At 63.9% G+C, this 17,097-nt stretch carries 15 protein-coding genes; 3 read left to right on the top strand and 12 right to left on the bottom strand.

Translation table 11 applies throughout. The features are described 5' to 3' along the window. Positions 1 to 96: 96 nt before the first annotated feature. The 12 genes from HNQ95_RS26620 to HNQ95_RS26565 form a co-directional block, all read right to left on the bottom strand. Positions 97 to 903 (bottom strand): 3-methyl-2-oxobutanoate hydroxymethyltransferase, encoded by an 807-nt coding sequence (locus HNQ95_RS26620; protein WP_154386432.1) that lies wholly within the window; start codon positions 901 to 903, stop codon positions 97 to 99. A 43-nt stretch (positions 904 to 946) separates the two neighbouring features. Next, a complete protein-coding gene (iolB, locus tag HNQ95_RS26615; protein WP_154386433.1) occupies positions 947 to 1,759 on the bottom strand; it encodes a 5-deoxy-glucuronate isomerase in 813 nt (270 codons plus the stop codon). Between the two features lie 4 nt (positions 1,760 to 1,763). Continuing rightward, complete coding sequence (locus HNQ95_RS26610; protein WP_067958695.1) at positions 1,764 to 1,967, bottom strand: hypothetical protein; 204 nt, start codon at positions 1,965 to 1,967, stop codon at positions 1,764 to 1,766. A 148-nt stretch (positions 1,968 to 2,115) separates the two neighbouring features. Beyond that, positions 2,116 to 3,033, bottom strand: coding sequence for a myo-inosose-2 dehydratase (iolE, locus tag HNQ95_RS26605; protein ID WP_182575638.1), 918 nt, complete (start codon positions 3,031 to 3,033; stop codon positions 2,116 to 2,118). A gap of 91 nt (positions 3,034 to 3,124) precedes the next feature. Beyond that, on the bottom strand, positions 3,125 to 4,975 hold the full coding sequence (gene iolD / locus HNQ95_RS26600; protein WP_182575637.1) for a 3D-(3,5/4)-trihydroxycyclohexane-1,2-dione acylhydrolase (decyclizing): 1,851 nt from the start codon (positions 4,973 to 4,975) through the stop codon (positions 3,125 to 3,127). Between the two features lie 61 nt (positions 4,976 to 5,036). After that, positions 5,037 to 6,965 (bottom strand): bifunctional 5-dehydro-2-deoxygluconokinase/5-dehydro-2-deoxyphosphogluconate aldolase, encoded by a 1,929-nt coding sequence (locus tag HNQ95_RS26595; protein WP_182575636.1) that lies wholly within the window; start codon positions 6,963 to 6,965, stop codon positions 5,037 to 5,039. A 170-nt stretch (positions 6,966 to 7,135) separates the two neighbouring features. Continuing rightward, positions 7,136 to 8,125 (bottom strand): inositol 2-dehydrogenase, encoded by a 990-nt coding sequence (gene iolG, locus HNQ95_RS26590; RefSeq protein WP_067958678.1) that lies wholly within the window; start codon positions 8,123 to 8,125, stop codon positions 7,136 to 7,138. Between the two features lie 154 nt (positions 8,126 to 8,279). After that, on the bottom strand, positions 8,280 to 9,323 hold the full coding sequence (locus HNQ95_RS26585; RefSeq protein WP_182575635.1) for an ABC transporter permease: 1,044 nt from the start codon (positions 9,321 to 9,323) through the stop codon (positions 8,280 to 8,282). Positions 9,324 to 9,351: 28 nt separating this feature from the next. Then, complete coding sequence (locus HNQ95_RS26580; protein WP_182575642.1) at positions 9,352 to 10,893, bottom strand: sugar ABC transporter ATP-binding protein; 1,542 nt, start codon at positions 10,891 to 10,893, stop codon at positions 9,352 to 9,354. A gap of 93 nt (positions 10,894 to 10,986) precedes the next feature. Further along, entirely contained in the window at positions 10,987 to 11,925 is a 939-nt protein-coding gene (locus HNQ95_RS26575) for a substrate-binding domain-containing protein (RefSeq protein WP_182575634.1), read from the bottom strand. A gap of 320 nt (positions 11,926 to 12,245) precedes the next feature. Further along, positions 12,246 to 13,061 (bottom strand): TIM barrel protein, encoded by an 816-nt coding sequence (locus tag HNQ95_RS26570; protein WP_067966212.1) that lies wholly within the window; start codon positions 13,059 to 13,061, stop codon positions 12,246 to 12,248. 140 nt (positions 13,062 to 13,201) lie between these two features. Continuing rightward, complete coding sequence (locus HNQ95_RS26565; protein ID WP_182575633.1) at positions 13,202 to 14,233, bottom strand: LacI family DNA-binding transcriptional regulator; 1,032 nt, start codon at positions 14,231 to 14,233, stop codon at positions 13,202 to 13,204. A gap of 161 nt (positions 14,234 to 14,394) precedes the next feature. Here HNQ95_RS26565 and HNQ95_RS26560 point away from each other — a divergent pair, with 161 nt between their 5' ends. From HNQ95_RS26560 to HNQ95_RS26550, 3 genes are read left to right on the top strand one after another with little or no spacing between them, the layout of a single operon-like run. Further along, positions 14,395 to 15,483 (top strand): fatty acid desaturase family protein, encoded by a 1,089-nt coding sequence (locus HNQ95_RS26560; RefSeq protein ID WP_182575632.1) that lies wholly within the window; start codon positions 14,395 to 14,397, stop codon positions 15,481 to 15,483. Between the two features lie 25 nt (positions 15,484 to 15,508). Next, positions 15,509 to 15,823, top strand: a complete 315-nt coding sequence (locus tag HNQ95_RS26555; RefSeq protein WP_067958664.1) for a MocE family 2Fe-2S type ferredoxin — start codon at positions 15,509 to 15,511, stop codon at positions 15,821 to 15,823. Positions 15,824 to 15,840: 17 nt separating this feature from the next. Next, the gene (locus HNQ95_RS26550) at positions 15,841 to 17,061 is read left to right on the top strand and encodes an NAD(P)/FAD-dependent oxidoreductase (RefSeq protein WP_182575631.1); all 1,221 of its coding nucleotides are present in this window, start codon (positions 15,841 to 15,843) and stop codon (positions 17,059 to 17,061) included. Positions 17,062 to 17,097: the final 36 nt, after the last annotated feature.

The raw sequence follows: 17,097 nt of genomic DNA, 5'->3' as shown, positions 1-17,097 counted from the left end.
GACGTTCATTCGGGGAGCTCCACTGAAGGTTGGTTGGCTTCGCAACCCCAGCTTCTCAGTCCCTCCTCGAATGAACAACCTTCATAGCTTCGACACCTAGGCCTGCCCGCTCAGAAAATCCTCGAACTTGCGCATCTCTCCGGCGTCGACGCCGACCATATGGTTCGCCGCCGGATAGGCGCCGCTGGCAATGTCGCCGGCATATTCTTTGAACGCCGCAATCCGCTCCTGCTGGATGCGGTCATGCTCAGCCGCGAGGTTGCGATACACCTTGGCGTGGCGCGGATAATGGCCGCGATTGAGCCCGAGCACGTCCTCTGCAAACAGGTATTGCGCATCGCAGCCCGCACCGGCGCCCATCGAGATCAGCACCAGCGAGCTGCGCCTGGAGATCGCGCTCGCCACTTCGGCCGGCACCACCTCGATCTCGGCTGCAAAAGCGCCCGCCTGCTCCAGCGCCTTGACCTGCCGCCAGACGAGCTCGGCCGTTTCTGCCGTCTTGCCGACCGCCTTGAAGCCGCCCGTCCAGGTCGAATGCGTCGGGATCAGCCCGACATGGCCGCAGACCGGGATATGTTCGTCCGCCAGCCGGCGGATGGTCCGGTCGCTCGCCGAGCAGTAGACCGCATCGGCGCTCGCCGCCTTGAGCTTCACCGCCGTGCGCAGGATCTCGTCTGATGTCGCCCCCATCATGCCGTACTCGTCGCCGGGCACGGCAAAACATGTTGGGGCCGCATCGCGGAAGCGCGGGTCGAGCATCAGCGCATAGGTGACGGACAACAGGTCGATGCCGGCGCGCTCGGCCGCCTCCGCCTCCTCCAGCGACGTCACCCGCAGCTTCGACAGTTGCCTCTTGCCCTTCAACGCGCGCAGATCCGCGACCGTTGGCCTGTTGCGTGCCATCGTTTCGTCCTCGCTCCTGGAATATATTGGGCTTTCTGACGCCTCAGGCCTTCAGAAGCCACTCGTGCTCTTTGGCGTTGTGGAACTTCCAGGTCCGCTTCGGCCCCGCCATGACATTGAGATAATAAAGGTCGTAGCCGTGGCAGGCAGCGCAAGGGTGATAGCCCTTGGGCACCAGCGTCACGTCACCATCCTCCACTGCCATCGCCTCGTCGATCTCGCGATGCCCGGCATCGTTGAACTCGGTGTAGACGCGCTGGAAGGCAAAACCCTGCGGCGGGTTGAGCCGATGGTAATAGGTCTCCTCCAGCAGTGATTCAGCGGGGAGATTGTCCTCGTCGTGCTTGTGCGGCGGATAGCTCGAGGTGTGGCCGCCTGGTGTGATGACCTCGACCACCAACAGCGAATCCGCCGGATCGCCTTCGGGCAGAATGTTGGTGACGTAGCGTGTGTTGGTGCCCTTGCCGCGCGTTTCCTGCTTGACGTCGTCGGGACCGATCACCCGTACCGGCAGGTTTCCGCCGAGGCCGGGAGCCGTGCAGACGGCGAGCTCGACATTCGTGTCGGCCCTGACCGACCAGTCGCCGCCAGCCGGCACATAGACCGACCAGGGCTTGCCTTCGAAGGGCGACATGCGCTCGCCGAGCATGCCGAGATCGTCCTCGCCGACCCGCACATGCGCCTTTCCCGAAACCAGCACCAGGCAGGTTTCGCGGTCGGCCGTCCAGTCGCCGAAGGTATCGCCGGGTTCCAGCTTGTGCAGGTCGAAACCGACATAAGTCCAGCCGGCGGATTCAGGCGTGACGTGCGTGACGCGCCCGGTGCCGTGCTTCGGCTTGATCAGCAGTCTCGACATCTCGTCACTCCTTGTCGGTGGCGGCGTCGTCGCCAGGCTTGTAGGCGATGAGGAACTGGTAGGCACCGAGCGCAGCCATGCCACCCGCGAGCGTGCCCCAGAATGCGGATCCGGTGGCAAACTCGAAGATCGACCAGGCGGCGCAGAAGCCGACCAGCGCTATGCGCCTCCACAACGGGCGAAGGAACGGATGGTTCTGGTCGTTCATCAATTGTGTGTTGCCTCGCCGATCAATTTCTGCGGATGGTAGCCGGCCCCCGCGCGACGCTCAAGCACTACGCGCCGCGCGTCGGAGCCCCGCAAAGGACGCCGTGATGGAGGCAGCCATCCCGACAAATCGACGCCGACTTTCGGGGTCATGCGGCGGGAAAGCCCTGTGTTTCCACCGTGTAGCCCGCCGCAGTCATCACCCGCATCAACTCGGCATGACCGACCTGAGCCATCTTCAGCGGCGGGCTCTTCTTCGGATCCTGCTCTGCCTCGACGACGAACCAGCCCTCATAGCCATGGTCGGCGAACTTCTGCACGATCGCACCGAAATCGAGCGAGCCGTCGCCCGGCACGGTGAAAGCGCCCAGGGCCACCGCGTCGAGAAAGGACTGCCTGGTCCAGTCGAGCGCCTTGATGACGTCCAGACGCACGTCCTTTACATGGACGTGGCTGATGCGCTTGTGGTGGCTGTCGATGGCACGCAACACGTCGCCACCGGCAAAGGCGAGATGGCCGGCATCGAGCAGGAGCGGGATGCCCTCGCCCGACTGCTTCATGAAGGCATCGAGCTCGTGTTCGAACTGCACCACCGCAGCCATGTGGTGGTGATAGGACAAAGGCATGCCCTGCTCGGCGCACCACTCGCCGAATGCGGTCAGCTTTCGGGCATAGGCCTTCATCTCGTCGTCGGAGAGTACAGCCTTGGTTGCCAGCGGCTTCGAGCGGTCGCCCTGGATCGAGCGGCCGACCTCGCCATAGACGATGCAGGGGGCATCGACCGCCTTGAACAGCTCGATCATCGGCTGGATGCGATCCTTGTTGGCGGCGAGGTCGTCGTTGACGAGCGTGCCCGAGAACCAGCCGCCGCACAAAGTCACGTCCGCCTTCTTCAGGATCGGCAGCATCTCCTCAGGCGTGCTCGGAAACCGGCGTCCCTGCTCCATGCCGGTAAATCCAGCCGAGCGCGATTGCGCCAAGCATTCCTCCAGCGACACGTCATCGCTCAGTTCCGGAAGGTCGTCGTTCCACCACGCGATGGGGGACATGCCCAGTTTGGCTTTCACTTCAGCTCTCCAGTGTCATTCTCTGCCGTCGCAAAAGACAGCCTCAATTCGCTACCATCAGCGCCAACATCACAGGTCCAATCACAACCCCTCAATCCCCCACCCGCTGCAGCTTCAGTTTTTCCTCATAGCCCTTACGCGCGGCATTGACCTCGGCGCGTGCGCTCACCTCGGGCACGGCAACGTCCCACCAGTGCCCACCCTCGCCGGTCGAGATCAGCGGGTCTGTGTCGATCAACACAACCGTCGTCCTGTCGCTCTTGCGGGCGCGGTCGAGCGCGGCCTCCAGGTCGGCAATCGACGCTGCCTTCTCCGCATTGGCGCCCAGGCTTTTCGCATGCGCGACGAAGTCGATATCAGGCAATATCTCATGCCTGGAGTCGCGCAAGAGGTTGTTGAAGTTGGCGCCGCCAGTGGCCATCTGCAGCCGATTGATGCAGCCATAGCCCCTGTTGTCGAGCAGCACGATGGTGAGCTTGAGACCCAGCATGACAGACGTCGCAATCTCGGAGTTCAGCATCAGATAGGAGCCGTCGCCGATCATGATGACGACCTCCTTGTCAGGCCGCGCCATCTTAGCGCCCAGGCCGCCCGCAATCTCGTAGCCCATGCAGGAGAAGCCGTATTCGGAATGGTAAGAGCCGGGTTCGCCCGCCTGCCACAGCTTGTGCATCTCGCCCGGCAGGCCGCCAGCCGCATGCAGCACGATGACATCGCTGCCCAGCGTGCGCTGCACGGCGCCGATCACCTGAGCGTCTGAAGGCAATGTGGCATTGGTCGCCGCCGTCACCTTGGCGGCTGCCTTGCGCCACTCGGCCTTGGCTGACTTGGCGTTCTCTGTCCAGGTCACAGGCGCCTTGTAGCCGGCGACGGCGGCACCGAGCTCAATGAGACCTTCCCTGGCATCCGCCACCAGCGGCAGGGCCATGTGTTTGCCCGCGTCGAAGGACTGGACGTTGAGCCCGATGATGGTCTTGCCCGCGTTCTTGAACAGCGCCCATGAGCCGGTGGTAAAGTCCTGCAGCCGCGTGCCTACGGCCAGAACGACGTCCGCCTCCTCGGCAAGCCGATTGGCCGCCGCTGTGCCGGTGACGCCGACCGCCGCCATGTTCAGCCCATGCTCGTCTGATAGCGCCGACTTGCCGCCTTGCGTCTCACAGACCGGGATGCCGGTCGCCTGGACGAAGCGGTCGAGTTCTTCCGAAGCACCGGAATAGAGCACGCCGCCACCGGCGACGATCAGCGGCTTCTTCGCCGCTTGAAGCACCTCGGCAGCGACAGCCAGTTCGTCGCGGTCCGGACGCGGCCGGCGTGGCGTCCACACGCGCTCGGCAAAAAAGCTCTCGGGATAGTCATAGGCCTCGGCCTGAACGTCCTGGCAGAGCGACAGCGTCACCGGCCCGCACTCGGCCGGATCGGTCAGCACCTGCATGGCGCGCGCCAGCGCCGGGATGATCTGCTCTGGACGGGTGATGCGGTCGAAATAGCGCGACACCGGACGGAAGCAGTCATTGGCGGATACCGTGCCATCGCCGAAATCCTCGACCTGCTGCAGAACCGGGTCGGGCACGCGGTTGGCAAAGACGTCGCCGGGCAGAAGCAAAACCGGCAGGCGGTTGACATGGGCGAGTGCCGCCGCCGTCACCATGTTGACCGCGCCCGGGCCGATGGAGCTCGTCGCCGCCATCACGCGCCGCCGAAAGTTGGTCTTGGCAAAGGCGATCGCCGCATGCGCCATCGCCTGCTCGTTGTGGGCGCGATAGGTCGGCAGTTCCTCGCGCACCTGGTAGAGCGCTTCGCCGAGACCGGCGACGTTGCCGTGGCCGAAGATCGCCCACACGCCACCGAACAAAGGCACCATCTTGCCGTCGATCACGGTCATCTGCCGTGTGAGATAGCGCGTCAGCGCCTGCGCCATGGTCAGGCGAACGGTCTTGGTCATCGTCTTCTCCTCCCGCTTCAGCGGCGCATCCTGAGATGCCGGCCTCGCCTCAGCTGTCTGTTTATGCCGCCCGACGGTCGCGCGCGGCAAGCCATGCCTTGGTCAGCTGCTCGAAACGCTGGGCCATGTCGTCGACTGCCGCCTTGCCGTCCATGCGGCCGGCCATCCACTCTTCCGCCGCGTGGGCAAAGATGCTGCGCCCGACGGCGAACCCCTTGACAATGGATGCGTCAGACGTCGCGGCGAAGGCCACTTCGAGCTCGGCCAGCGGTGCCTCGAGCCCAAGCAGCACCACGCCCCGGCAGTAGGGATCGTTGGTGGTGATGACCGCCTCGATCTTCTGCCACGCGGCGGCCGAAGCCTGCGGCTCGAGCTTCCACCAGTCGGGCTTGATGCCGAGCGCGTAGAGTTCTGCCAGCGCGCGCGGAATGGTGTTCTCGTCGAGCTTGCCGTGCTTGCCGGCGATGATTTCGATCAACAGCTCACGGCCGACCTTTCGCGCGGCCTCGAACAGGGTGCGCAGCTTCTGCTGCTGCTCGGCCTTGAGCTCAGCGGAATCGTCGGGATGGTAGAAGCACAGGCACTTGATGCAGTGCTCGACCGGCCACTCCACCAGCTGCGAGCCGATGTCCTGCGAGAATTCGAAACGCAGCGGCCGCGAACCCGGCAGTTCCACCGGCCGTCCCAGCCAGGAGAAGGGATGGCGGGCGAATTCGAACATCGCATCGCGACCGAACTTCTCGTCGATCAACATGCCGTAGCCGTCGCGGCCATCGGCAACCTTGGCCGCCGCTTGCACAGCCAGCACCTTGAAGTCTCGGACACGCTGAGCATCCGCACCCGTGCGAGCGGCGATGTCTTCCAGCTGGATGCGGTGGTCGCAGGCGAGCGCCATCATTGACGGGATCTCATGCCGGCGCGTGGTTGCCCAATGCACGTGGTTGATCGCCTCGTCCTTGCGCAGCGCGCGTTCCTTGCTGCCGTTCCTGAGGAAGAATTGCAGCTCATCGAAGGTCGGAATCTCCGGCGAGCAGAGCAGACGCGACACGGCGAAGGCGCCACAGGCATTGGCCCAGGTCGCCGATGTCGCCAGGCTCTCGCCGCCCAGCCAGCCACGCAGGAAACCGGACATGAAGGCATCGCCCGCACCCAGCACATTGTAGACCTCGATCGGAAACCCCTTGCCGACGATGCCAGCCTCGAGATCGTCCGAGATCGCCCCGTCATAGACGATGCAGCCCATCGGCCCGCGCTTCAGCACGATCGTCGCGCTGGACAGCGAACGGATGGTCTTCAGCGCGGCGAGCAGCTCGCTTTCGCCCGACGCGATCATCACCTCTTCCTCAGTGCCGACGATCAGGTCGCAGTCGGCCAGCACACCCTTGATATGGTTCGACACCTTGTCGGACGCGATGTAGCGGCTTTCACCGGCGGCGTGGCCGGCAAGGCCCCAGAGGTTCGGGCGGTAGTCGATGTCGAACACCACCTTGCCGCCGCTTTCCTTGATCAGCTTCATCGCCTTGCGCTGGGCGGCATCGGTGTTGGGCCGCGAGAAATGCGTGCCCGTGACGACGATCGCCCGCGCCGACTTGATGAAATCGGGGGCGATGTCGGCTTCCGACAACGCCATGTCGGCGCAGTTTTCGCGATAAAAGATCAGCGGAAACGTCTTGTCGTTCTCGACCGAAAGAAGCACCAGCGCCGTCAGCCGCTCCTTGTCGGTGACGATGCCGCCGTCTGATACACCCTCGCGCAGCATCTGCTCGCGGATGTAGCGGCCCATATGCTCATCGCCGACGCGGGTCAAAAGCGCCGAGCGCAGCCCGAGCCGCGCCGTGCCGATGGCGATGTTGGCGGGGCAGCCGCCGACAGACTTGGCGAAGGACGCCACGTCCTCCAGCCGCGATCCGGTCTGCTGGCCGTAGAGATCGACCGAGGCGCGCCCGATGGTGATGACGTCGAGTGTAGGCTGGTTCTTGGGGTCGGTCATTTTGTCCTCCCGGTCGCTCCGCCGCGCCGGCCTGCCCGCAGATCAGTTAGCAGGCCACACAATGCAATTTCAATTCCAATTGTCTGTCATCAGGAATTTTTATTCCATCAACAGATTGTGGCTGTGCGCCCCGAGGCCAATTGCCCCGAGGCGACTGTCCGCCCGTTGGCTTAGAGCCGTACGGTCTTGCCGTCCTTGGCCGACTTCAGCGCCGCATCGGCCAGCTTCAGCGCCATCAGGCCGTCCTTGCCGTCGGGCGAGATCCTGGCACCCTTGGTCACCGAAGCGACGAAGGCGGCGATCTCGGCGGCATAGGCTTCGGTGTAGCGGGTCATGAAGAAGTCGTGCAGCGGCGGGCGAGTATAGCCCTTGCCGTTGGCGACCTCGATTGAAACGGCGCGCTGGTTCTCCGCCGCCACCATGCCATCCGAACCATGCACCTCGATGCGCTGGTCATAGCCATAGGTTGCCCGACGCGAATTGGTGATGACGCATTGCTGGCCGGTCGCGGTCTCCAGAATGACACTGACGCTGTCGAAATCACCGAGCTCGCCAATCTTCTTGTCGACCAGCACCGAGGCGGTTGCCGTCACCGCCACCGGTTCGGCACCGAGCAGGAAGCGGGCCATGTCGAAGTCGTGGATGGTCATGTCGCGGAAGATGCCGCCCGAACGCGTGATGTATTCGGCCGGCGGCGCGCCGGGATCGCGCGAGGTGATCACCACCTGCTCGACCTTGCCGATGGCGCCGTCGTCGATCGCCTTGCGCACAGCGGCGAAATGCGGGTCGAAACGCCTGTTGAAACCGACCATCAGCGTGCCGCGGGCCTTCTCGACCACGGCAAGGCACTTTTCGACACGCTTGGCGTCGAGGTCGATTGGCTTTTCGCAGAACACCGCCTTGCCGGCGAGCACGAAGCGCTCGATCAGGTCGGCATGGGTGTCGGTCGGCGTGCAGATCACCACCGCGTCGATGTCGGCCGCTTCCTCGATCTGTTCGATCGTACGTACGTCGCAGCCGTAAGCCTCGGCGAGATCGTTGGCCGCCTTTTCGAAGGCATCGGCCACCGCAACGAGCTTGGCCTGCGGGTTGGAGGCCACGGCCTTGGCGTGGACCTTGCCGATGCGGCCTGCGCCGAGGACACCGAACCGAACTGTCATGACAACCTCATTTCCTTGGCCCGCGCCGTCCGGGCCTGCAATCTTGATCTTTGGGGAGGGGCCGCCCGCCGACGGGAAGCCGGGCGGCCTGATTCTGACATGATCCCGAAAAGTGGAAACCGGTTTTCGGATAAGATCATGTCCAAAGCACTCTTTACGCCTTCTTGCGCTTGTTCTGGCGATGCTGGTCGATGATCACGGCCGCAACGATGATGATGCCCTTGATGATTTCCTGATAGTAGGCGCCGACCTTGAGGAAGGTGAAGCCCGAAGTCAGCACGCCGAGGATGATCGTGCCGATCACAGTGCCGGTGATGCGGCCGACGCCGCCCGAGAGCGAGGTGCCGCCGATGACCGCAGCAGCGATGGCGTCGAGTTCATAGGCCACGCCCATGCCCGGCTGGCCTGAGGCGGCGCGGGCCGCGGTCATCACGCCGGCCAGTCCCGACAGCAGACCGGCAATGGCATAGACCTTGATCAGGTGGCCGCCGATATTGATGCCCGAAACGCGTGCCGCCTGCGGGTTGGCGCCGATGGCATAGGTGAACTTGCCGTAGCGTGTGTAGGTCAGCGCGATGTGGCAGATGACGGCAACCAAGAGGAAGATGATGACCGGCAGCGGCAGCGGAAAGCCGAGGATGTTGAAGCTCTTGCCAAACCAGGTGAAGCTGTCGTCGAGCAGCGCCACCGGCTGGCCGAGCGTATACCATTTGGCGAGGCCGCGCGCCGACACCATCATGCCGAGCGTGGCGATGAAGGGCGGTATCTTGGTCCGTGCTACCAGGGAGCCGTTGACGATGCCGGCGAGAAGGCCGACGCCGAGGCCGGCGAGGATCGCCCAGATCGGCGACATGTCGGTCAGCGCGGGATAGACGGCGCGCGGATTGGCCGATGTCTGCGCCAGGCTCGCCGCGACCATGGCGGCGAGACCGACGACCGAGCCCGACGACAGGTCGACGCCGGCGGTGATGATGACCTGGGTCACTCCGACCGCGATGATGCCGATCACCGACACCTGCAGGATGATGATCGACAGGCGCTGCTTGTTGGCGAGGAAGCTGTCGCCGACGAAGATCCAGCCAAGAATCTCGAAGACGATGGCGATACCGATCAACACGCCGAGGATGGACACCTCCGGCGGCAGGCGCTTCTTGCTTCCGATGACGTTTGCGGGACCCGCAATCTCGTTCGTCGACATGGTTCTTCCACCCTTGAGCTGATTGGCGTCAGTGCGACGCGAGTTCCATGATCTTGACCTGACTGGCCTCGGCGCGGTCGAGGAAGCCGGTGACGCGGCCCTCATGCACGACCATGATGCGGTCGCTCATGCCCAGGCACTCGGGCATCTCGGACGAGATCATGACCACCGCCACCCCCTGCCCGGCGAGCTTCGAGATCAGGCGATGGATTTCGGCCTTCGCGCCGACATCGATGCCGCGCGTCGGCTCGTCGAGGATGAGGATCTTCGGCTTGGTCAAAAGCCAGCGCGCGATCAGCACCTTCTGCTGGTTGCCGCCGGACAGGTTGATGATCGGCTCGGCCATGTCTGGGGTCTTCACCCTCAGCGCCGCGCTGATCTCGACCGAATCCTTGCCGAGTTGTTTTTGCTGCACGAAACCGTTCTTGACGTAGTCTGACTGCAGCACCGCCATCTGGGTGTTTTCCTGGATGTCGAGCAAGAGGAAGCAGCCGGTTTCCTTGCGGTCCTCGGTCAGGAAAGCCATGCCGTGCTTCATAGCCGTGGCCGGGCTGTCGACACGGACCGTCTTGCCGAACAGCTCGATGGTGCCGGCGTCCGACGGCGTCACGCCAAAGATCGTTTCGGCGATGTTGGAGCGGCCCGAGCCGACGAGACCGGCAATGCCGAGGATTTCGCCTGAACGCACGTCGAATGAAACGTCGGAGAAGACGCCCTTCAGCGTGAGCCCCTTCACCGACAGCACGACGTCGCCGATCGGCACCTCCTCCTTGGGGAACATCTGGGTGATCTCGCGCCCCACCATCATGCGGATGATGTCGTCGCGGGTCACCTCGGTCGACGCCTTGGTGGCGATGTACTTGCCGTCGCGAAACACCGAGAACTCGTCGGCGATCTCGAACAGCTCGTTCATCTTGTGGGTGATGTAGATGATGCCTTTGCCCTGGGCGCGCAGCGCACGGATGATGGTGAACAGGTGGTCGACCTCGCGCTCGGTCAGCGCCGAGGTCGGCTCGTCCATGATCAGCACGTCGGATTCGTAGGACACCGCCTTGGCGATCTCGACCATCTGGCGGCTGGCGACGGTCAACGTACCCACCTGAACCTCGGGATCGATGTCGATGTTGAGGCGCTTGAACAGGTCTGATGTCTTGCGGCGCATCTCGCCATGGTCGACGAAGCCAAGCCGGGTCAGCGGCTCGCGGCGGATCCAGATGTTCTCGGCCACCGTCATCGGCGCCATCAGGTTGAGTTCCTGGTGGATCATGGCGATGCCGTGTTCGAGCGCATCGAGCGGCCCCCGCAGCTTGATGTCTTCGCCGCGCAGCTTGAAGCTGCCGGAGTCGGGCGTGTAGATTCCGGCCACGATCTTCATCAGCGTCGACTTGCCGGCGCCGTTCTCGCCCATCAGCGCATGTACGCTGCCGCGTTTCAGACGCAGCTGGACGTTGTCGAGGGCGACGACACCCGGGAATTCCTTACGAACGTTTTCGACCTCGAGAAGATAGCCGCCATCCACCGCGGCACCGCCCGCAGGCGCCGCTTCCATCGTACCGGTGCTTTGCATGATTGGTCCTCCCAGGCCGGCCCGACTGTTGCGCGGGTCAAGGTCCTCTTGGGGAAAATGCGCCGCCGTTTGCGACGGCGCATTGGTCAGATCATATCAGTTCTTGGTGGTGTACTGGTCCATATTCGCCGGGGTCACCAGCTCGAACGGCACCCAGACGGGCGACGTCACGGATTCGCCCTTGGCGAGCTTCATGGCGGTTTCGACCGCACCACCACCCTGGGCGGCGGCGTTCTGGAACACGGTCACATCGAGGTCGCCGGCCTTCATGTAGGCGAGCGCTTCCTGGGTCGCATCGACGCCGGCCACGATCACGGTCTTCATGTCCCAACCGGCCGCCTTCATGGCGTTGATGGCGCCGATGGCCATGTTGTCGTTGTTCGAGATGACGGCGTCCGGCTTGTGGCCGGCGGCGATCCAGTTGGTCATCAGGTCCTGTGCCTTGACCGGATCCCAGCCAGCGGTCTGTTCGTCGATGACGTTCAGCTTGACGCCGCAGTCGCTGCCGGCGTTGACATCATGGATGTCCTTGGTGCGCATCACAGCCGCCTGGTTGGCGAGGTCACCGACCATGATCAGGATGCCAGCCTCGGTCTTGCCGGCTTCCTTGAGGATGCGGCAGACTTCCTTGGTCTCAAGCGTGCCGGAATCGACTTCGTTCGAACCGACGAAAGCACCCTTGGCACCGAGCGCGCCGACGTCGATCGGCTCGCGGTTGACGTAGACGATCGGAATGCCGGCGTCGGTGGCAAGCTTGGTCATCGGCCCGGTGGCCGAGGTGTCGACCGGATTGACGATGATGGCGTCGACCTTGGCGGCGATGAAGTTCTGGACCTGGCTGAGCTGCTTGTTGACGTCGTCGTCGGCGATCTCGATGACGACCGGCTGGCTGGCGTCAGCCGCGGACTTCTCGATACCCTTGCGCAGGACGGTCAGGAAGGTGTCAGAATTGGCCATGCTGACGCCGATATCGCCGGCAAACGCAGTGCCGGACATCAGCGCGGTCATGGCTACGCCGAGCAGGAATTTCCTCATGTTCACTCTCCTCCAACAATGGTGCCCGGCTGCACCCCGACGTGCCGGAAGCCCGCGGTCGGCCGCAGGCTCGTCTCTACGAGAGGCACCATCGCTCCTCCGCGATGCAAGATGCGCCACTCGCTTCCCGATGCCGGCCCAAATTCAGAATGTTCGGGCCGTGTTTTTTGTATATGAAATGTTTATTCCATATTGAGGCCAGACGTCAAGAGACATTCCATTGCCTGCCTATCAATCCTTCGGGGAGCAACGAATTGCGCCGCCCGGTCGCCCGGGCGGCGCTGGAGATGACGGCTATTTCGCTGGATGGAGCCGTTGCGTCAGACCCGCGAGCGGATGAACGCAATGCTCTCGGCAAGCGCTGCGCGCGGCTCGGTAAGCTTCTGCACGACAGGCGAAAACGGCTCGAAGGAGAGCAGCCCCTGATAGCCGCCAGACACCAGCGCACGGATCTGGCCGACATTGTCGAGCCGGTCGGCTGCATCGACCAAGACCCGGTGCGGGTCGCGCATGTCGGAGACCGTCACCGCAGGGTCGTCGACGCCTGAAATGTGCACTAGGCCGGTCATGCCTGGGAAGATGTCGGGCTCGCCGGCAAGATGATGATGGAACGTGTCGTGCACCATTCGAAAAGTGTCAGTTCCATCGACATCCTCGATCGCTTCGGCCGCCTCGCGCTTGGAGCGCAGCGAGCAGATCTCGAAGCCGAGCGGCTCGACAAGTCCACGCACGCCGCGATCGCCGAGGATCGCGGTCAGCGCCGTCAGCGCCGTCCTGAGGTTACGCTGGCGCTCGCCATCGGCCTTCCCCGTGCCGTCATTGACCGGAACCAGGACCAGCGCCGCAGCACCGGCGTCGCGGGCATAGTCGGCGAGTTCGATCGCCTCGGCTTCGCGCGCGGCGCTCCATTCGTTGAAGCGCTGCAGGGCGTTGATGGTTGCAATGGACATTCCATTTTCCGCTGCCTGCGCCTTGATGGCCGCAGCCGGCGTGCCGTCGATGATGGCGTTGCCTGAGAGGTCGTTGCGGATTTCGACATCGCTCAGGCCAAGGTCCCGGCACAATGCGAAGAACGCTGCCGGCTTCAGCCCGGGTGCCACCATATGGTTCAGCGCGAATGTGAGCTTGCTGGGCATGCCGAATTTCTCCTCCGGGATCGCGGGGCGGCGCATCGATATTTATGCTCCAATCTACCTATAAAATAGAACAGTCAATCCGAAATATGATGCGAATCTATCATTTGATGATAGATTCGCATGGCCGGCAGGCCACACCGTCAGATATTCTCCGGCAGGAAGATGTCGAACGGCAGGAAGGTCTGACCGGGGGCGTTGGCCGCCCCCTCCTCGATCGCATGCGCCATCAGCCCGACAAGTTCGCGGCACAACGACGCCAGCGGCGTCGCAATCACCATCGTTGCAAGGTTGTCGGCCAATGCCACGCGTGTGTCCAAGGTGATCTCGTTGCAGATCAGCACCGGCAACGGATCGGGCTTAGCCTGGCGTAGCGCCGAGATCGCCCCTTCGATGCCACCGCCGGCAACGTAACAACCGACGAGATTGTCATGCTTGCGGAGCAGGTCGTCGACGACCTCGTGGGTGGCTTCCCAGGACTCGTTGTTGACGATGGTTTCGAGCAGCGTGAAGTCGGGCGCATGTTCGCGGAAGAAAGCGCGAAAGCCGATCTCGCGCAATTCGTGGCCATGGAAGCGATGGCTGCCGACGAACAACGCCACCTTGCCCGGCCCCCGCGCGCATTTGGAGATCATCCACGCGGCGGTGCGTCCGACCTTGAGGTTGTCGATGCCAACGTACCCCTCGCGAATGCCCGTCGCGAAGTCCGACAGCAGCGCGAAGACGGGAATGCCGCGCTGCTTGAGTTCAGCAACCGCCGCCGTCACGCTGGGATGGTCGGGGCTTACCAGCGCCACTGCATCGCAGCTTGCCGCCAGCCGCCGCAGCCGTTCCAGAATCTCCTCCGGCGAGAGCGTCTCGGCAAATTCGATGACACCAGCACCGCGAACCCCCGTCGCCTGGGTTATCGCCTTCTCCAGTTCACCGGCGAAGGCACGGTAAAACACGTCTTTCGGCCGCAGCAGCACGAAGCCGAGCCGATACACCGGCAGTTCCTTGCGCATGCGCTGCGCGATCAGCCCGGCCGCATGATAGCCGATGGATGTCGCCGCCTCGTAGACGCGGCGCTGCGTTTCCTCGCGCACCGGCAGGCGCCCGTTCAGCACACGGTCGATGGTTGCAACGCTGACGCCCGAGGCGTGGGCGAGATCGGCGATTGTCGGGCGCTTGCTCATGTCCAATCCCTGGGTTTTGTCGCAGCTTAGCGCATCATGATAGAAAATGATAGAAACCATCATGCAATGATTGAAAATATTGCATCATGAGTTAGCATTCTTCCAGTGAACGATGTCCAGCGCCCATCGCGGACCTGTTTCCGACTTCCAGGGAGAGAGCCATGACCGTGACGCCTTTGGCGCGCGACTACAGCCTTGTGGGAGAAAGCGCGCATCGCGCCGTCGAAAGCGGCCTTGCGGCTGCCGAGTGGTACCACACCGACATTCCGCGCAAGCAGATGAAGGAGCTGATGCAGCGCTCCGACGGTCCGGCCATCCGCGACACCGCAATCTGGCTCGGCCTGCTCATCGCCTTCGGTACTGCCGGCGCGGCGCTGTGGGGCAGCTGGTGGTGCGTGCCCTTCTTCCTCTGGTACGGCGTGCTCTACGGCTCGGCAACCGACTCGCGCTGGCACGAATGCGGCCACGGCACCGCCTTCAAGACGCAGTGGATGAACGACGCGGTCTATCAGATCGCCTGCTTCATGATCATGCGCAATCCGGTGACCTGGCGCTGGAGCCACACCCGCCACCACACCGACACCGTCATCGTCGGCCGCGATCCAGAGATAGCGGTCATGCGCCCGCCAGACCTTCTGCGCGTCGCGCTCAATTTCTTCGGCCTGCTCGATGCCTGGCACGCCATGGTTGACATGGTCCGCAACGCGGCCGGCATCATCGGCGCGGAGGAAAAGACCTTCATCCCCGAGAGCGAGCAGCCCCGCGCCATCCGCATCGCCCGAATCTGGCTCGCCATCTATGTGGCCACCATCATGCTGGCACTTTATCTCGGCTCATGGCTGCCTTTGATGCTTGTCGGCCTGCCTCGCCTCTACGGCGCCTGGCATCACGTGCTCACCGGCCTTTTGCAGCATGGCGGCCTCGCCGACAACGTCATCGACCACCGCCTCAACAGCCGCACGGTGCTGATGAACCCCGTCAGCCGCTTCATCTACTGGAACATGAACTACCACGTCGAACATCATATGTTCCCGATGGTGCCCTATCACGCGCTGCCGAAGCTGCATGAGCTGATCAAGCACGACCTGCCTGCGCCTAGCCCCTCCATGTGGGACGGCTACCGCGAGATGCTGCCGGCCTTCGTCCGCCAGCTCCGCAACGAGGACTACTTCGTCAAGCGCGAGCTGCCGCCGACGGCACGGCCCTACCGCGAGGACTTCCATAGCGAGACGGCGCTGGCTGCCGAATAGCCGTTCGAAACCCAGGGAGAGAGACATGAGCGACTGGATCGAGGCCTGCGCGGCCGACGACATCGACGAGGAAGACGTGATCCGCTTCGACCATGCCGGGCGCACCTTCGCGCTTTACCGTAGCCCGGAGGACGAGTTCTTCGCCACTGACGGCTTGTGCACCCACGAGCAGATCCATCTGTCGCAGGGCCTGGTCATGGGCGACATCATCGAATGCCCCAAGCACAATGGCCGCTTCAACTACAAGACCGGTGCGGCGCGCGGCGCGCCCGTCTGCGTCAACCTCAGGACCTATCCGGTGAAAATCGACGCCGGCAAGGTCTTCATCCAGCTGGGCTGACTGACATGGCGGCGGGAATGATCATCATCGGCGCCGGCGAAGGCGGCACGCGGGCCGCCTTCGCCCTGCGGGAAGCCGGCTATGACGGCACCATCACGCTTGTCGGCGCGGAGAGGCATCTGCCTTACGAGCGTCCACCGCTGTCCAAGGAGGCGATGACATCGACCGATGCACCCGCCATCAAGGCGATCGCCGACGCCGCACGCCTCAAGGAACATCGCATTGACCTGGTCGGCACCACCACCGCGACATCGATCGACCGCGCCAACCGCTCGGTCCGTCTCACCAACGGCTCCGACCTAGAATACGACAAGCTGTTGATCGCCACCGGAGCCACACCGCGCCGGCTGCCGCTTGCCGGTCTCGGCTCGCGCTGCGTCTATCTCCGGACCTTCGATGATGCGCTCGCCATCCGTTCGCATCTCGGTCCCGGCTGCCGGATAGCCATCGTCGGCGGCGGCTTCATCGGCCTCGAACTCGCGGCATCCGCCCGCAAGCTCGGCGCGGACGTCACCGTCATCGAGGCTCAGTCACGCATCCTGATGCGCGGCGTGCCGGAAGACATCGCAACCGTCGTCCACGAGACGCACGCAACCGAAGGCGTCGACATCGTCTGCGGCGACGGCATTGCGACCATCAACGACAGGGCTGACGGGGTACGCATCACGCTTGCCAGCGGCCTGCAGGTCACGGCCGATCTCGCCATCATCGGCATCGGCGCCGTGCCGGTCACGACACTTGCCGAAACCGCGGGCCTCACCCTCAACAACGGTATCGCCGTCGACGCGCAGCTACGCACCAGCGACCCTCTGATCTTCGCCGCCGGCGACTGCTGTTCGTTCCCGCTTGCCGTCTATGGCGGCCGCCGCGTCCGGCTGGAGGCCTGGCGCAGCGCCCAGGAGCACGGCGCGCTCGCCGCGCGCAACATGCTCGGATCAGAGGAAGCCCTTGCCTGCGTTCCCTGGTTCTGGTCCGACCAGTACGGGCTCAGCCTGCAGATCGCCGGCTTGCCCGACGAAGGCGAGCGCACCGTCCGCCGCGACCTCGACGACGGCGCCTTCATCCTGTTCCATCTCAAAGAGGACGGCCGACTCGTCGCCGCCAGCGGCATCGGCCCGGGCAATGCGGTTGCGCGCGACATTCGCCTCGCCGAAATGCTGATCGCAAAATCCGCCCGCCCCGACATCGGCGCGCTGGCCGCGCCCTCGGTCAAGCTCAAGAGTCTGCTCGCCGCGTGACACGGAGCACGCACCCGTCAGGACGCGCAAGGCAGC

The organism is Aminobacter ciceronei, from assembly GCF_014138625.1.
Lineage (GTDB): Bacteria > Pseudomonadota > Alphaproteobacteria > Rhizobiales > Rhizobiaceae > Aminobacter > Aminobacter ciceronei.
The sequence above is the reverse complement of the archived record's forward strand: the minus strand, read 5'-3'. Positions and strand labels throughout refer to the sequence as shown.

Excerpts from the sequence above, each read along its gene's own strand:
- HNQ95_RS26575 (WP_182575634.1), bottom strand. The coding sequence starts at position 11,925 with ATGAGGAAATTCCTGCTCGGCGTAGCCATGACCGCGCTGATGTCCGGC.
- HNQ95_RS26595 (WP_182575636.1), bottom strand. The coding sequence starts at position 6,965 with ATGACCGACCCCAAGAACCAGCCTACACTCGACGTCATCACCATCGGG.
- HNQ95_RS26555 (WP_067958664.1), top strand. The coding sequence starts at position 15,509 with ATGAGCGACTGGATCGAGGCCTGCGCGGCCGACGACATCGACGAGGAA.
- HNQ95_RS26610 (WP_067958695.1), bottom strand. The coding sequence starts at position 1,967 with ATGAACGACCAGAACCATCCGTTCCTTCGCCCGTTGTGGAGGCGCATA.
- HNQ95_RS26620 (WP_154386432.1), bottom strand. The coding sequence starts at position 903 with ATGGCACGCAACAGGCCAACGGTCGCGGATCTGCGCGCGTTGAAGGGC.
- iolD (WP_182575637.1), bottom strand. The coding sequence starts at position 4,975 with ATGACCAAGACCGTTCGCCTGACCATGGCGCAGGCGCTGACGCGCTAT.
- HNQ95_RS26585 (WP_182575635.1), bottom strand. The coding sequence starts at position 9,323 with ATGTCGACGAACGAGATTGCGGGTCCCGCAAACGTCATCGGAAGCAAG.
- HNQ95_RS26550 (WP_182575631.1), top strand. The coding sequence starts at position 15,841 with ATGATCATCATCGGCGCCGGCGAAGGCGGCACGCGGGCCGCCTTCGCC.
- HNQ95_RS26570 (WP_067966212.1), bottom strand. The coding sequence starts at position 13,061 with ATGCCCAGCAAGCTCACATTCGCGCTGAACCATATGGTGGCACCCGGG.
- iolG (WP_067958678.1), bottom strand. The coding sequence starts at position 8,125 with ATGACAGTTCGGTTCGGTGTCCTCGGCGCAGGCCGCATCGGCAAGGTC.
- HNQ95_RS26560 (WP_182575632.1), top strand. The coding sequence starts at position 14,395 with ATGACCGTGACGCCTTTGGCGCGCGACTACAGCCTTGTGGGAGAAAGC.
- iolB (WP_154386433.1), bottom strand. The coding sequence starts at position 1,759 with ATGTCGAGACTGCTGATCAAGCCGAAGCACGGCACCGGGCGCGTCACG.
- HNQ95_RS26565 (WP_182575633.1), bottom strand. The coding sequence starts at position 14,233 with ATGAGCAAGCGCCCGACAATCGCCGATCTCGCCCACGCCTCGGGCGTC.